General features: G+C 66.1%; 14 protein-coding genes. 4 read left to right on the forward strand and 10 right to left on the reverse strand.

What is annotated here, in order from left to right; genetic code table 11:
• The first annotated feature begins 155 nt into the window (after positions 1–155).
• Positions 156–2,546 carry a TonB-dependent receptor gene (locus tag R9J51_RS10175; protein ID WP_179504403.1) on the forward strand — a complete coding sequence of 797 codons (2,391 nt, stop codon included), beginning with the start codon at positions 156–158 and terminating at the stop codon, positions 2,544–2,546.
• A 708-nt stretch (positions 2,547–3,254) separates the two neighbouring features.
• Positions 3,255–5,327 (forward strand): S46 family peptidase, encoded by a 2,073-nt coding sequence (locus R9J51_RS10180; protein WP_179504404.1) that lies wholly within the window; start codon positions 3,255–3,257, stop codon positions 5,325–5,327.
• Here the strand turns inward: R9J51_RS10180 and R9J51_RS10185 are convergent.
• Positions 5,285–6,604, reverse strand: coding sequence for an SAM-dependent methyltransferase (locus tag R9J51_RS10185; RefSeq protein ID WP_179506417.1), 1,320 nt, complete (start codon positions 6,602–6,604; stop codon positions 5,285–5,287). The two genes, R9J51_RS10180 and R9J51_RS10185, sit on opposite strands and share 43 nt — an antisense overlap.
• A 287-nt stretch (positions 6,605–6,891) precedes the next feature.
• Entirely contained in the window at positions 6,892–7,257 is a 366-nt protein-coding gene (locus R9J51_RS10190) for a glycine zipper 2TM domain-containing protein (RefSeq protein WP_168554372.1), read from the reverse strand.
• A 175-nt stretch (positions 7,258–7,432) separates the two neighbouring features.
• Between R9J51_RS10190 and R9J51_RS10195 the strand changes: the two genes are divergently transcribed.
• Positions 7,433–8,272, forward strand: coding sequence for a PhzF family phenazine biosynthesis protein (locus R9J51_RS10195; RefSeq protein WP_179504405.1), 840 nt, complete (start codon positions 7,433–7,435; stop codon positions 8,270–8,272).
• A 9-nt stretch (positions 8,273–8,281) separates the two neighbouring features.
• On the opposite strand, the gene rlmN is transcribed toward R9J51_RS10195, so the two are convergent.
• Both rlmN and R9J51_RS10205 read right to left on the reverse strand, forming a co-directional pair.
• Positions 8,282–9,553: a 23S rRNA (adenine(2503)-C(2))-methyltransferase RlmN gene (rlmN, locus tag R9J51_RS10200; RefSeq protein ID WP_179504406.1), complete on the reverse strand. Its 1,272-nt coding sequence runs from the start codon at positions 9,551–9,553 to the stop codon at positions 8,282–8,284.
• Between the two features lie 214 nt (positions 9,554–9,767).
• Positions 9,768–10,487 carry a 2OG-Fe(II) oxygenase family protein gene (locus R9J51_RS10205; RefSeq protein WP_179504407.1) on the reverse strand — a complete coding sequence of 240 codons (720 nt, stop codon included), beginning with the start codon at positions 10,485–10,487 and terminating at the stop codon, positions 9,768–9,770.
• Positions 10,488–10,685: 198 nt separating this feature from the next.
• On the opposite strand from R9J51_RS10205, the gene R9J51_RS10210 reads away from it, so the two are divergent.
• Positions 10,686–11,366 carry a porin family protein gene (locus R9J51_RS10210; protein WP_179504408.1) on the forward strand — a complete coding sequence of 227 codons (681 nt, stop codon included), beginning with the start codon at positions 10,686–10,688 and terminating at the stop codon, positions 11,364–11,366.
• 61 nt (positions 11,367–11,427) lie between these two features.
• Here R9J51_RS10210 and R9J51_RS10215 read toward each other — a convergent pair whose 3' ends face one another.
• The 6 genes from R9J51_RS10215 to R9J51_RS10240 are packed head-to-tail and all read right to left on the reverse strand — an operon-like array spanning position 11,428 to position 15,548.
• Entirely contained in the window at positions 11,428–11,931 is a 504-nt protein-coding gene (locus tag R9J51_RS10215) for a hypothetical protein (protein WP_432787372.1), read from the reverse strand.
• A complete protein-coding gene (locus tag R9J51_RS10220) occupies positions 11,907–12,110 on the reverse strand; it encodes a hypothetical protein (protein ID WP_179504409.1) in 204 nt (67 codons plus the stop codon). Before R9J51_RS10220 ends, R9J51_RS10215 begins: the two co-directional genes overlap by 25 nt.
• On the reverse strand, positions 12,110–12,295 hold the full coding sequence (locus R9J51_RS10225) for a DUF4169 family protein (RefSeq protein ID WP_168554379.1): 186 nt from the start codon (positions 12,293–12,295) through the stop codon (positions 12,110–12,112). The genes R9J51_RS10220 and R9J51_RS10225 overlap by 1 nt, the downstream gene beginning before the upstream one ends.
• On the reverse strand, positions 12,295–12,951 hold the full coding sequence (locus tag R9J51_RS10230; RefSeq protein WP_179504410.1) for a histidine phosphatase family protein: 657 nt from the start codon (positions 12,949–12,951) through the stop codon (positions 12,295–12,297). The genes R9J51_RS10225 and R9J51_RS10230 overlap by 1 nt, the downstream gene beginning before the upstream one ends.
• Positions 12,948–13,436 (reverse strand): transcription elongation factor GreB, encoded by a 489-nt coding sequence (greB, locus tag R9J51_RS10235; RefSeq protein ID WP_168554381.1) that lies wholly within the window; start codon positions 13,434–13,436, stop codon positions 12,948–12,950. The genes R9J51_RS10230 and greB overlap by 4 nt, the downstream gene beginning before the upstream one ends.
• A 54-nt stretch (positions 13,437–13,490) precedes the next feature.
• Positions 13,491–15,548, reverse strand: a complete 2,058-nt coding sequence (locus tag R9J51_RS10240; protein ID WP_246865868.1) for a lytic transglycosylase domain-containing protein — start codon at positions 15,546–15,548, stop codon at positions 13,491–13,493.
• Positions 15,549–15,615 lie beyond the last annotated feature (67 nt).

A 15,615-nucleotide genomic window follows, 5' to 3' on the forward strand; every position in this document is an offset into this window, starting at 1 on the left:
ACGTAAAATAGACGGAATTGATGGCGAGGGGCGCCGCATTTTCGGGGGTTTGGGATGATCCTTGCGCTATGCTGTGTTTCGTGAAATATAGCCTGGGGTGACAAAATATGACACTGCGGCTTGGCCGCGGTGCAGTATCCAGGGGCAATAGATCCATGAATTCAGCGACGAAACGCCACTTGTGCAAAGTGGCGCCGGCCGGGCTCGCCCTGGCGGCACTCCTGGTCATGCCGGACGGGGCGCGGGCGGATTCGGCTGCCGATCCGCAACCTTTGCCCGGGCCGGCCAACGATATCGTCGTGACGGCGCGCCAACGGCCCGAACCGGCGCAGCGCGTTCCCGCGGCGTTGAGCGTGGTGGGCGGCGCGTGGCTCGATCGGTCGCTGGCGGTCAACACCCAGGCGCTGACCACGCTGGTACCTGCGCTTGCTTATTCCTCAGCCAACCCGCGCAACACGGCCTTTACCATTCGCGGCCTGGGATCGAGCGTCGTGGCGGTGAGCCAGGCCAACGACGGTCTGGAGCCGGGCGTGGGCTTTTATGTCGACGGCGTGTACCACGCCCGCCCGGCGACGGCGGCGTTCGACTTTTCCGATATCGAGCGGGTGGAAGTGCTGCGCGGCCCGCAAGGCACGCTGTTCGGCAAGAACACCACGGCCGGGGCGATTTCCATCACTTCGCGCCTGCCGTCCTTCACGCCGGCCGCCAGCGAGGAAGTCAGCCTGGGCGAGCGCCGTTATGTGCAGGCGCGGGCCATGGCGACCGGGCCGCTGGTGGACGATGTGCTGGCCTATCGTGTCTCGGGCCTGCTCACGCGGCGTGACGGGGTGATCCACAATGTACGCACCGGCGCTGACCAGAACAGCGTGGACAACCAGGCCCTGCGTGGCCAGCTGCTGTTCACGCCTTCGGCGAGCGTGCGGCTTCGGCTGGTGGCCGATTATGCCCGCTTTGGCGGCGAATGCTGCACCCAGGTTTACCTGCGCGTTGGCACCAGCCAGCGCAGCGCCTCGCGCCAATATGCGGCGCTGGCCGCCGCTGCCCACTATGCCCCGCCCAGCACCAATCCTTATGACAGGTTGACCGATATCGACGCTGCGCTGGGGGTGAACACCAACGAAGGGGGCGTTGCCGCAACGCTGGACTGGAACCTGGGCGCCGCCACGCTCACGTCGGTCAGTGCCTGGCGCTTCTGGAACTGGGACGCGGCCAACGATCGCGACTATACCGGCCTGCAGATCCAGACCACGCAGCACATCCCCTCGCGCCAGGATCAGATCAGCCAGGAACTGCGCCTGGCATCCAACGGCGATCATCGCCTCAGCTATGTGGCCGGGCTCTATTATTTCCGCCAGGTCATCACCGGGCACCCGATCTCGATCTATGGTTCCTATGGCGCGCCGTGGCTGCTGGGCACGACCACGAGCAACGGCACGACGATCCCAGCCAACCTGCTCGACGGCTATGGCCAGACCGGCAACACGCGCTATGCCGTCAGCAGCTATGCCGCCTTTGCCGAGGCGAACTGGAAAGTACTGCGGCGCGTGACGCTGACCGGCGGCCTGCGCCAGACCTGGGAAGACAAGAACGGCCAATATGCCACCACCGTGTTCGGCGGGCCGGCGACCAGCAACGCCGCGTTGATCGCCGCGCAGCTTTCGGTGCTGCGGCCCCAATCCTATACCGCGCGCAACAGCGATGCGAGCCTTTCGGGACGGGCCAACCTGGCCTGGCAGGTGACCCCCTCCATCATGGCCTATGCCGGCTATGCCCAGGGGTTCAAGTCGGGCGGGATCAACATGTCGGGCCTGCCGCTCGACAGTGCCAACCAGCCGGTGCTTGCCACCGCGGTGATCCGCCCCGAACGCAACGTGACGTGGGAAGGCGGGATCAAGAGCCAGTGGTGGGACCACCGCCTGACGCTCAACCTGGCGGCCTATCGCACCACGGTGCGCGATTTCCAGGCGACGATCGTCGATTCCAGCCAGACCGTGGCCCTGCGCGGCTATCTTTCCAACATTCCGCGCGTGCGGGTGCAGGGGGTGGAAGCCGATGCCGCGCTGCACTGGGGCGGGCTGACGCTGACCGGCGCCCTGGCCTATGCCGATGGCCGCTATACCGATTATCCCAAGGGGCCGTGCCCGCTGGAAGTGCAGACGGCGGCCACCACGGCGTGCGACCTCACCGGCAAGACGCTGACCGGTCTGTCGCGCTGGACCGAGACGCTGGGCCTGGACTATCGCCTGCCCATGGCGCGGGGCGAATGGGTGCTGCACAGCGACACCGCCTGGCGCACCAGCTATAACGGCGATCCCTCGCTCTCGCGCTATACCATGATCGACGGCTATGCGCTGACCAACGCCAGCCTCGCGTGGCGCAGCCGCCGCGATGGCGGGCCCGGCGTGGAACTGGGGGTCTTTGCGCGCAACCTGTTCAATGCGGACTATATCCAGAACCTGACGATCCAGGCGGGCAATTCCGGCTTGATCCTGGGCACGCCAAGCGATCCCCGCACCCTGGGCGTGACGTTCCGCGCCTGGCAGTGAGGGGGCACGGCGGCGCGCCTTGCCCCTCCGCCAGGCTTGCGGCCTGCCACCTCCCCATCAGAAATGGGGAGGAGTAGTTCCCCTGATCCTCCCTGCCGCACAGCGGTGGGGAGGGGGACCGCCGGCATTGCCGGGTGGTGGAGGGGCACCTTCCCGTCGGCACCCCGCGTCCCGGCATCGGTGCGCATTTCTCCCCGCAAGGCAGGGGGCAAAGAGCGTGAAACAGTGGCCGATGGATCGGGCAGGAAAAGCCGCGCCATGCCGCAAGGGCTGGGCGCGTGGGTGGGCGGGTCGGGCGGCGACACCGCCCGACGGATAGCAGATGCCACGACTTCCCCAGCCTGTGGCAACCCTCCGGAGCTATGGCCAATCCGCCTGCTCCCGGCCTTGTTCCATCGATGCCAATGTCGCTTCCCTTACACCCCCTGCTAAGTGAAGACCTGTAGAGCAGGGCCAGAAGCGGGCGGCGAAGTCATCCCGCAATGCCTTGGGTTTCGACCGACATTGGGCGGTTTGGACGGGCAGGCGCGTGTGTGTTGCCAAAAATTACACTGCTTTTCGGTGGTTGCCGCGCTGCCGCAATCGCTCGGTTTCGGACCGATTGGCAACGCTCGGTTTTTCCGATTGCTGCATCTGTTTCGGTTTGCAGCGGGGCGTGGTCCATGGCACCCCATGGCCATCCGAAAAGCCTTGCAAGAGGATGCCCCCATGCTGCCTTATCCCGCGCTTTTGCGCCTGCGCCTTGCCATGCTCGCCGGCGCCATGCTGGCCACACCCCTGGCACTTGCCGCCCCTGCCCGGGCCGACGAGGGGATGTGGACGTTCGATGCCTTTCCCGCCGCGCGGATGAAGCAGGATTATGGCTGGGCGCCCGACCAGGCGTGGCTCGATCGCGTGCGTGCCTCGGCCGTGCGGCTGACGGGGGGCTGTTCGGCCAGCTTCGTTTCGGCCGAGGGGCTGATCCTCACCAACCACCACTGCGTGGTTGATTGCGCGCAGAACCTGTCGAGCGACAAGGAAGACCTGGTCGCGAACGGCTTCATTGCTGCCCGGCGCGAGGATGAGCGCAAGTGCCCGGGGCAGCAGGCCGAAGTGGTAACAGCCATCACCGACGTGACCGCCGCCGTGAAAGGCGCGATCGGCACGCTGGCGGGTGAAGCGCTGGTCAAGGCGCGCGACGCCAAGATTGCCGAGATCGAGAAGGCCGGCTGCAAGGACACCGCCACCACGCGCTGCCAGGTGGTGACGCTGTTCGGCGGCGGGCAATACAAGCTTTATACCTATCGCAAGTATTCCGACGTGCGGCTGGTGTGGGCGCCCGAATTCCAGGCGGCGTTCTTTGGCGGCGATCCCGACAATTTCAACTATCCGCGCTATGCCCTCGATGCCGCGTTCCTGCGCGCCTATGAAAACGGCAAGCCGGTGAAAGTGGCCGCGCACCTGAAATGGAGCGCGCGGGCGCCCCAGCCGGGCGAGGCGACGTTCGTGGTGGGCAATCCCGGCTCCACCCAGCGGCTGTTCACGATGGACCAGATCGCGTTCCAGCGCGAGGTGTCGCTGCCGATCACCAACACGGTGCTGTCCGAATTGCGCGGCCGGCTGATCACCGCGATGGAGCAGAGCCCCGAGCGCAAGCGCGAGGGCGGAGACAGCCTGTTCGGTTTTGAAAACGCGCTCAAGGCTTATATCGGGCGGCAGAAGGCGCTCAATGACCCCGCCTTCCTGAAGATGCTGGCCGATAACGAGGCGACGCTGAAAGCCAAGGTGGCCGGCAATGCCGCGATCGGCGATCCCTGGGCGCAAGTGGGGCAGGCGGTGGCCGCCTATCGCAACATCTACGCCGCCTATCGCTTTACCCAGCCGATGGGCGACCTTTACGGCTATGCCGAAACGCTGGTGAAAGCCGCGATCGAGCGGGGCAAGCCCAATGGCGAGCGCCTGCCCGGCTACACCGACAGCGCGCTACCGCTGTTGGAAAAGCAAGTGCTCGATGCCAAGCCGACCTACCCCTGGCTCGAACAGCTTGAGCTGGAGTGGAGCCTGTCCAAGGCGCGCGAATACCTGGGCGCCGATGATCCCGACACGCGCCTGATGCTGGGCAAGGAAAGCCCCGAAGGCCTGGCGGAGCGGCTGATTTCGGGAACGAAGCTGGCCGATCCCGCCGTTCGCAAGGCACTGTGGGAAGGGGGCGCGGCCGCGATTGCCGCCAGCACCGATCCGCTGATCGTCTATGCCCGCACCCTGGAGCCGCGCCAGCGCGAACTGCAGAAGGCGGTGGACGCGCAATACCAAGGGCCGCTGGTGGCGGCCGGGGCCAAGCTCGCCGATGCGCGCTTTGCCGCCTATGGCGCGACGCTCTATCCCGATGCCACGTTCACGCTGCGCATCAGCTATGGCAAAGTGGCGGGATGGAAGGAACGCGGGGCCGACGTGGCGCCGGTGACGACCATCGGCGGCGCGTTCGACCGCGCCACCGGCGCGCAGCCGTTCCTGCTTGCCAAGGGTTTTACCGCGCACGAGGCGCAGATCGCCAAGGCCACGCCGTTCGATTTCGTGACCACCAACGATATCATCGGCGGCAATTCCGGCTCACCGGTGGTCGACAAGGACGGCGCCGTGATCGGCGCCGCCTTTGACGGAAACATCCATTCGCTGGGTGGGAACTATGGGTACCAGGGTGACGTAAACCGCACCGTGGTGGTCAGCACCGCCGCCGTGCAACAAGCGTTGGAAACGATCTATCCGGCGCCCGCGTTGGTGCGCGAACTGGCGTCGAAGTGAAACACCTTGGCCCCGTCGGCGCCAGCCTCGGCGCCGGCGGCGGCCAACCGCCGCGCGCGCAGCCCGTTCTCTTCCCGGCCGATATAGTCGCGGGTGAGGGGCAGCGTGTCGCGATGGCGCACCAGCTGGAACTGGAAATTCACCATATCGGCATGTTCAAACGCGGTGGCGGCACCGGCCAGGTAGAATAGCCACATGCGATAGAAGCGCGCATCGAACAGCGCCTCGATCTTGTCCTTGTTGGCCACGCAGCGATCGTACCAGGCGCGCAGCGTGGGCGCATAGTGGCGGCGCAGCACTTCCACGTCGGTGATCATCAGGCGGTTGGGTTCGACCGCCGCCACCGTCTCGCTCATTGCCGGGATATAGCCGCCCGGGAAGATATACTTGCGCGTAAAATCGTCGGTCACGCTGGGCGGGCCGACGCGGCCGATGGTGTGCATCAGCATCACCCCGTCTTCGCCCAGGATATTGTGGCATTGCCGGAAATAGGCGCTGAAGTTGGGCACGCCGACATGCTCGAACATACCCACCGAGACGATGCGATCATACGTATCGGTCACGTCGCGATAGTCGGTCAGGCTGAAGGTAACGTCGCCGTCCACCCCTTCGCGCCGCGCCCAGTCCTGGGCATAGGCAAGCTGTTCCTTGGACAGGGTGATGCCGTGCACGCTCGCGCCGGTCAGCTTGTGCAACTGGATCGCCAGGCCACCCCAGCCGCACCCGATATCGAGCACGCGCAGGCCCGGGCGCAGTGCCAGCTTGGCGGCGATATGTTCCACCTTGGCGTGCTGGGCTTCTTCCAGCGTGGTCACCCCTTCGCCCCAATAGGCGCAGGAATACTGCCGCAGCGGATCGAGAAACAGATCGTAGAGGCGATCATCCAGATCGTAATGATGGGCGACGTTGCGGCGCGAGGCGTTGCGCGCGTTCAACTGGTCGATCCGGCCGGCGATGTTGAGCCACAGCTTGCGCAAGGGGCCGGGATTGTCGATGTCTCCGGCGCGTTCCCACGGGTTGTTGGCCCGCACGAAGCTGATGAAATCCATGATGTCGCCGCCCTCGATGCGGACGCGATCATCCATGAAGGCCTCGCCCAGGCCCAGGCTGGGGTTGCGGGCCAGATAGCCCGGGACCTTCTTGTCCATCAGGCGCAGGGTAAGATCGGGCCAGCCTTCCTGGGCCACGCCAAACACCCGGCTGCGGCCATCTGCTTCGATTACTGACAAGGTACCGTGGCGGATCAGGCGTTTGAGCACCGGACCCAGGATCAACATGGACATCGTTAATAAAGCTCCGACGGACCCTCCCCGCATGTCCACTATGCACAAGCGCGGCCCGCCTGCAAGCGGGCCGCACCGATTATTCAATATCCTGATTTTTCAGGATGTGTGCGTTGGAGTCTGATCCAAAATTCGCCGCTGGGCGATTTTTGGGTTCGGCGCCGGCCCGCTCCCCACTCGGCCTCCCAAAAGGTATGCTTGCGTGGGAGGCCGGGTGGGGGGAGTGGGCTGGTGCCAAACCAGCCGGGACTACGTCATCGACGTAGTCCCGGATCAGAACCTTAACGGCAGCGTGCGTTGCCGCGATCGATTTCGCGGCCAAGCAGGCCGCCACCCACGGCGCCCAGCAGGGTGCCCATGGTGCGATCGCCACGCGTGTCGATCGCGCGGCCCACCAGGGCGCCACCGGCGGCGCCGATGATCAGGCCGGTCGTGCCGTTGCTACGCTTGCAGTAGTATCGGCCGTCGCGGCCACGCCAGATGCGCTCGTCGCGGCCGATCGGACGGGGCTCGCGATAGCGGCCGCGATCGTCGAAGCGATCGTGACGGCCATAGCCGTGGCCACGGCCGTGGCCCGGATCGGCCATGGCCGGTGCGGCGGGAAGAACGATGGCGGCCATGACCGCGGCGAGAATGGTCTTCTTCATGGGGTATGCTCCCTGCTTGGTCCGAAAATTCGTGACGGTGAACCCGGTTTTGAGCGATGCGATCCACAACCGGCGATGAACGTCTCGTTGTCTTTCATGTTCCGGGGCAAAGCGAGCCGCCTGCGCGACGGGTTGTGCCTTGCCGGGCGCGGGGCTGGTCGATAGTCATGGTCGAATGTTGCTCGATCTTGTCGATGTTTTCGTTTCGGGCCCGCTTTCGGGCAATCCCCTGGCCGTGGTGCGCTGGGGCGATGCCCTTGATGCCGATGCGATGCTGGCGTTGACGCGCTGGCTGGGCTTTTCGGAAACCACCTTTCTGCTGCCACCCACAGACCCTGCCGCCGACTATCGGGTGCGGATTTTCTACCCGGCCGGCGAATTGCCTTTTGCCGGCCACCCCACGCTGGGCACGGCCAAGGCCTGGCTGGCGGCGGGCGGCGTGCCGCGCACGCCTGGGCTGGTGATCCAGGAATGTGGCGTGGGGCTGGTGGACGTGCGCGTGGAAGATGATGTCCTGGCGTTTCGGGCCCCGGCGCTAAGGCGTGGGGGGCCGCTTTCGCCCGAAGATCGTGACGAGGCGATCCGCGTGGCCGGCGTGCCGGAAAGCGCGGTGGTCGATGCGGTGCATGCCTACAACGGTCCTGGCTGGCGCTTGTTGCGGCTGCGCAGCGCAGCCGATGTGCTGGCTGCCGTGCCGGTTGCGAGCGCGCCGGTGCCCACCGATGTGGGCCTGATTGGCCCCTGCGCGCCCGGCACCGACAGCGATTTCGAGCTGCGCGCGTTCTTTACCAACCCGCAGGGCAAGATCGTGGAAGATCCGGTGACCGGCAGTCTCAACGCCGCCGCGGCGCAAGTCCTGTTTGCCGCGGGCCTGGCCCAGCACCGCTATGTCGCCACGCAAGGGCGCCGCACTGGCGCCGACGGGCGCGTGGTGCTGACCCAGGATGGGCAAGGCGCGGTCTGGGTGGCCGGCGGCGTGCGGATGGTGAGCCGGGGCGGGGTGGTGGAGGCCTAAGGCAGCCTCCTACCCCAACGCAGCCTGCTTTTCGGCGACCAGGCGGTCCATCTCGGCGCGGCTGCGGCGTTCGGCAGCGGTCTTGAGCTGGCCGCAGGCGGCATCGATGTCGCGCCCGCGCGGGGTGCGCACGGGGGCGGAAATGCCCGCTTCGAACACGATTTCGGCAAAGCGCTTCACCCGTTCCGGGGTGGAGCATTCATAAGGCGCGCCCGGCCAGGGGTTGAACGGAATGAGGTTCACCTTGGCGGGCAGCTTGTACTGCTTGATCAGCCGCACCAGTTCGCGCGCGTCATCGTCGCTGTCGTTGCGGTCTTTCAGCATGACATATTCGAACGTGATGCGCCGCGCGTTGCTGGCGCCGGGATAGTCGGCGCAGGCCTGGAGCAGTTCTTCCAGTCCGAACTTGCGATTGATCGGCACGATCTCGTCGCGCACGTCCTTGGTCACGGCGTGGAGCGAAACCGCCAGGTTGACGCCGATTTCCTCGCCCGCGCGGGCCATCATCGGCACGACGCCGGCGGTGGACAGGGTGATGCGCCGCTTCGACAGGGCAAGGCCGTCGCCGTCCATCACCAGCTTGAGCGCATCGCGCACGTTGTCGAAGTTGTAGAGCGGCTCGCCCATGCCCATCATCACGATGTTGGTCAGCAGGCGACCATCGGCGGTATAGCTGCCTTCGTCCTCGTCCAGATCGAGGTCGTCCGCGGCGCTGGCCATCGATCCCTTGGGCCATTCGCCCAGCGCATCGCGCGCCAGCATGACCTGGCCGACGATTTCGCCCGGCGTCAGGTTGCGCACCAGCTTCATCGTGCCGGTATGGCAGAACCGGCAATTGAGCGTGCAGCCCACCTGGCTCGACACGCAAAGCGTGCCGCGGTCGGCATCGGGAATGAACACCATTTCAAAGTCATGGCCATCGGCGGTGCGCAGCAGCCACTTGCGCGTGCCATCGGTGGAAACCTGCGCTTCCACCACGTCTGGCCGGCCGATCACGAACCGTTCCGCCAGCCAGGGGCGCATGGTCTTGGCAATGTCGGTCATCGCCTCGAATTCGGTCACGCCACGGTGATAGAGCCAGTGAAACACCTGCTTGGCGCGCAGCTTGGCCGCCTTGGCATCGAGCCCGGCGTCCTGGAACAGCGTGGCGATCTGCGGGCGGGGCAGGCCGATCAGATCGGTCCGGCCATCCTCGCGCGGGGTAACCGGGCGCGGCACGGGCACGGGATCGATATGGCCGGGAATCGGCATGGACACGGGAAGCGAAGTGGGGGCGTTCATGCCCCGCCATATACGCATTTGTGGGAAAATCGCCAGAGGGCGTCGTTTCCCGCTGCACGCAGCGATTGTTTGGAAATCCGGCTTTGCCGGATTTGCGGCACCAGCCCGCTCCCCCACCCGACCTCCCAACGATAGTACCCTATGGGAGGTCGGGTGGGGGAGCGGGCTGGTGCCGCCCAAAAAATGCGCCATGGCGCATTTTTCAAACGGACTCTCAGCGGCGCAACCACCCGGTAATCGCCAGGCGCGGCGCCCCGGCAAAGGGCGTGACTTGCGAAACCGAATGGCGCTGCGGCACGCGGAACAGGTGCAGCGCGTTGTGACGCGGCGCCAGCGCGCGCTGCACATCGCCGGCATCATCGTGGAACATCAGCAGCCCGCCCCATTCCACCCGCCACTGCGGCGTGAGATTGAGGACATAGGCCGCGACCCGGTTTTTTCCGGCGACATTGTCATCATGGCAGGTGAGAAAGTGGCCAGGCAGATAACGCGTGGCCTGGCCATCGACCAGCCGGATGGCCGGTTCGCCGGTCAGCGTGCGAAAGAGATCGAGCCATGGCGGCGTGTTGAACGCGCTCACCAGCCGGTCCACCGGCCAGTTGCGCGCGGCCCGCTCGGCCGGATCGTCGGACACGCGCAGCGAATCGAACAGGAACTGAAAGCCATCGCGGGCCTGGGCATGCACCGCATCGAGCAGGGCGGCCTGCCGCTGCGGATCGAGCGCGGCGCGGGCCTTGGCATCAAGATCCCAGACCTTGTCCCCCTGGTTGAGCACGCGGGAAAACGCCGCTTCTTCGCCCATCCAGCGATGCAGGGCATCGGCAGTTGCGGCGGGCAAAACCGGGGCCAGGCGCACATGGCCAGACGCGGCCAAAGTGGCCGTGGCGGCCTGGCACGCGGCAGGGGTGATGGCGGGCGAAAACGGGTTGGCCATGTCGCCTCCTAGCGCGATGCACGCTGTGGCGCAAATGCCACAGTTTTCTTGTTGTGCTGTGTTCATGAAACCGGATCGCCTCTGAGGCCGTTCGTTGCAGGTCTGTCGGGTCGCAGCAAGGTTGCCAAATTGGAATGTTCCAAAAGGAACTGGCAACCGGCCGACAGAAAAGAACAGTTCGCATGGAGTTGAACCGCTATGAAGACCATTCTCGCCAGCGTCGTTGCCGTTTCGGCACTTGCCGTTGCCGCCCCCGCCTTTGCTCAGGACACTGCGGGAACGCCTGACGCACCGAACCGCACCTTTGTCGGCCCGCGTGTTGGCGCCGTTCTGGGCTATGACATCAGCCGTTCGGGCAGCTCGGTGGACAACGACAGCACCCGCGACCAGAAGCAGTCGATCGACGGCCTGCTCTATGGTGGTGAAATCGGCTTTGACGTGCCGGTTGGAACCAATCTGGTTGTCGGCGTGGAAGGTGAAGCGACCGGTAGCACCGCCAAGTGGACCAATCGGTTCGAACCCAACACGTTCAACCTGGGCCGCGTGAGCGCCGGCCGTGACCTCTACGTCGGCGGTCGCGTTGGTTATGCCATGTCGCCCAAGGCCATGCTCTACGTGAAGGGCGGCTACACCAACATGCACTACAAGCTGCAGGGCACCGACGGCACCACCTCGGAAGACTACCGCATCACCACTGACGGCTATCGCGTCGGCGGCGGTCTGGAATATGCCTTCAGCCCCAAGACCTTCGGCAAGATCGAATACCGTTATTCGAACTACAGCCGCGCCAACTTCAACTTCGACGGCAACACCAGCGACCGGTTCGACATCGATACCGATCGCCACCAGATCGTGGCCACCTACGGCCTGCGCTTCTGATCACGGGTTGATCGTCTGTTGCAAGGGCGGGCCGGGGGAAACCCCGGCCCGTTTTGCTGTGTCACGCGCCGATGCAGCCAAGCGTTGCTGCATCCATGGCCGAAGCGGCGCCGGTCAGGCGATAGCTATCGCGAAAGGTGCGCCCATCGCGGCCCTTGCCGCTGACGCTCAGCGTGGTGGCCGTGCGCAGCTTGGCCACCACCGCGGCATCCATCCGTCGGTCCTGCGCCCAGGCAGCCGCTTCGCCGGCGACAAGATCGAAGCGCGCGTCGCCCAGGCTCAGGGTTACTTTGCTGCCTGGCGCAATGCGGTGTGACAGGCGCCAGTGCACTTGTCCTTGCAGGTTGCGGCGCGGCCAGGTGCCGATCGTCATGTAAGGGACCATGTCGCGCGGGCGGCTGCTGGGCGCGGGCATGGCAATGGCATAGCAGCGCGGCACCGCAGGATCGCGAAACGCTGCCCAATCGTCCCACACGCCCAGTGCATCGCGCGCGCCGGCCGGCCCGGGCAGCAGCACGCCGGCCATGACCAGCGTCAGGATCAGCCTTCGGCCAGGTCGAGCCATGCGATCACGTCGTTGTCGGTGGCGATGAACAAGTCGGCCTGGATCTCTTCGCTTTGCTGGGCGGCCAGGGCCATCGCCTCTTCGAGCGGGCCATAGAACAGGGTCTGCGCCGCGCTGCCCTCGGGCCCGTCGGCCAGGTGATAGAGCCGCACGGTCGCGCTTTCATACGTGGTGCGCATCAGGCCTCGTCTCCATCGCGGCGGTGGCCATCGAGATGGCGCTTCGCCTGTTCCTCGCGCATTTGGTCGGCGGCCTTTTCGGCCTTGGTGCGGCCAAAACGGGCGCGATTGGTTGCTGCCTGGGCCTCAGCCGCCTGGCGGGCGCGGGCCTTGCGGGCTTGGCGCAAGTTGATCACTTGCGCCATCAGGCGTGCTTCGTCCCGCGCGAAGCGCCGAAGAACACCGTTTCTTCCCCGTTCTCGATCAGCGCGATGGAGCCTTGCACCAACGACGGCGCGATCGGTGCGCCATGATCGGGGTGGGGCGCCAAGCCGGCCAGCAAACCGCGCAGCACGCGGCTGGAAATGCCGTGCATCACCACGATATGGGTTTCGCCGGTGTGCCCCATGGCATCGATCCAGTGTTGCAGCCGGGCGGCGATCGCCGGATAATCCTCGCCATCGGGCGCCGGGCGCAGCAGGTGGTCGGCCAGCGTGATGGGGCCATGTTCGGCTTCCACATCATCATACCCGCGCCCGATCCACGAGCCCATGTCGATTTCGAACAAGTCGGGCGTGCGGTGCGCGGCGAACCAGTCGATCCCCAGTTCCTCGGCAATCAGCGAGGCGGTCTGCAGCGCACGGCCGGTATCGGAAATGTGCAGGCGCACGGCCGGTCGCTCGCCCAGTTCGCCGCGCAGCGCCTGGCCCATCATCACCGCCTGTTCAAAGCCCTGGCGGGTAAGCGGGGTGTGCATGGCATTGGATTGCAGGCGGCGTGCGGCGTTGAACACGGTTTCGCCATGACGCAGCACGAAAAAGCGGCCGGGCAGGGGCGTGTTCCGGTTTTCGGGGCCGTTCATGCCGGCACCGGATAACTGATGGCCATGATTTCCCATTCCTTTTCCCCGCCGGGCAGGCGCACCACGCGCAGATCGCCCACCCGCGCCCCGCGCAGCGCCCGCGCGATCGGCGCGCTCCACCCGATCAGGCCTTTGCTGGCGTCCTGCTCGTCATCGCCCACCAGGGTGAGCGTGCGGCGGTTGTCGTCCTCGTCGGCCAGTTCCACCGTGGCACCGAACAACACGCGGCTCTGGTCTTCCTGGCGCGCCGGATCGACCACGCGCGCCGCTTTCATCCGCCGTGCCAGCCAGGCCAGTTCGCGGTCGATCTCGCGCATGCGCTTGCGGCCATAAAGGTAATCGCCGTTTTCCGAACGATCGCCGTTGCCGGCAGCCCAACTGACGATCTCTACGATGGCCGGGCGTTCGGTGCCCAGCAGGTGGTCATAGCGCGCGCGCAGGGCAGCAAGGCCGGCGGGCGTGATCGGATTGCCATCGGGTTTCATTGTCGTGCGTCTTTAGCGTGCAGCGTTGGGTTCCACCACCCCCGACCCTTTCACTCACCCCGGCGTGGGCTTGCCCAGGATATGGCTCATCGGGTTGGGCCCGTGCCATTCCGCCTTGTCAGGGTTCATCGCGTCATAGACCACGGCGTTTTCCAGCACGCGCTGCACATAGTTGCGGGTTTCCGACAGCGGGATGCGCTCGATCCAGTCAACCCATTCGACCGACCCGGTGCGCGGATCGCCATTGGCGCGCAGCCACTTGTTCACGTTGCCCGGCCCGGCGTTGTAGGCAGCCACGGCCAACGGGGTGGAACCGCCATAGATGTCCATCAGCCGGCCGAAGAAGGCGCTGCCCAGCATGATGTTGAAACCGGCATCGTCGGTCAACGCCTGGGTGGAATAGGCCAGGCCCAGCTTGCCGGCCTGCTCGCCCGCCGTGGCCGGCATCAACTGCATCAGCCCACGCGCGCCGGCGTGGCTCATCGCATTCTGGGCGAACTGGCTTTCCTGGCGGGTGATGGCGTGGATCATCGTCCAGGACTGCTCGGTGCCAGGGGGAACCGGGATCAGCGGAAAGGCGATGTGCTGGAAATCGAGATAGCCACGCGCGCCGGCCGCCTGGCCCACGATCACGCCAAGGTCCCTTCGGCCGAGTTCGCGGGCCAGTTCGGCCACCAGCATGTGCTGGCCCTCGGTCTGCTGCTGTTCGGAAATTTCCTTGAAGAAGCGCACTGTGGTGCGCCACTGCCCGCTGCGTGCCACTTCGCGCACCGCCAGGGTCAGCGGGCTGGCGTTGAAGCGGGCGCGTTCGTCCGGCGTCGGGATGGCGCGCGAATCATAGGCGAAATTGGGCACGCTCTGGCCCAGCCGTTCCAGCGCGAGCAGGCCGTAGAACTGATCGGCATAGCGCGCGGCCATGGCGAAATAGCGCTGGGCATCACCTGTCAGCCCAGCCTGCGCGGCGGCGCGGCCGGCCCAGTAAAACCCCTTGGCCCGCGTGCCCGGCGTGCGCGCGGCATTGCCATAGCGCCAGAACAGCGGCGCGGCGTTGGCCGCATCGCCCAGCCTCCACAGCGCCTGGGTTCCGCCCAGCCAGACCAGCGAGGTGTAATCGTCGCGCAAGTCATAGGGCAGTTGGCTGATGTCTTCGCCCGCGTCGAAGGCATCGTCCACCCCGCGCGCGATCGCCACGGCGCTGCGCGCATCGCCGCCGTTGGCGGCGCCCTGCGCGTTGGCCAGCAGTTCCTCCACCCACTTGCCGCGCGCCAGCGGTTTGGCCCGCAGCGGCGGCCGGTTGGCCAGAAGCTGCTGCGCCAGCATGCCTTGGCCCTGTTTGCGCAACTGGCGCGCCCGCAGATAGAGAAAGCCGGGGTCGCCGTTGAGCATGTCTGCCGGCGTTCCGGCGGCGGCGGCATAGGGATCGAGGCCCTGCAAGGCCATCAGGCGCGCGCCATCGATTCCGCGCCGCAGGGGGGAAACCGCGCCGAACGCGCGGTTGGCCTGGTCGGTAGCGCCGGCCCATAACAGCGCGTCCATTCGCGCGTCGGCATCGTCGGGCGTGAAGGTGGCGCCCCACATGGCCTGGATCGCGGCTTCGTCGGCATCGCTCATCGGCCCGCCGCGCCAGGCGGCTTTGGCCATGGCATCGGCATCGGGCCGGCCCAGGGTGCGCAAGGCCAGTGCATAGCGGGCACGGCCGGGATTGGTGAGCGGCGGCTGGCGATCGAAATACGATACGATCGTGCGCACGTCTCCGCCGGCACCGGTGCCGGTTTCGCGGGTCAGCGCGCCTTCGGCATAGCGACGCAGGCGTTCTTCGTCGGGGAAGCCGGGGTATGACAGCAGGAAGCCGGCATAATCGGAAAAATTGAAGCGATTGGAAGACGTCAGCAGTTCCCAGCGCGAAATGGCCAGGGCCATCGGCCCCTGCTGCCCGGCGATCAACTGCGCGCGGGCACGGTCCCACGCGCTGCCATCGGTATCGGGCCCGGCATCGCTGGCGCGCGTGGGCATCGATAGGGCAACGAGCGCGGCGAGGCCGCACAGCCCATTGCGCAGGGCGTTGCGCAATGGGGGGGAAACCGGGGTTCGGGGCATGTCCATGCTGGACATCGTCTATGCCGCCTCCTTATCAGGCGCTGAATATGGCTTTGCAGTGGCAAACTGTGGTTTGACGCGG

Origin of the sequence: Novosphingobium rhizosphaerae (assembly GCF_050920675.1) — a bacterium.
Lineage (GTDB): Bacteria > Pseudomonadota > Alphaproteobacteria > Sphingomonadales > Sphingomonadaceae > Novosphingobium > Novosphingobium rhizosphaerae.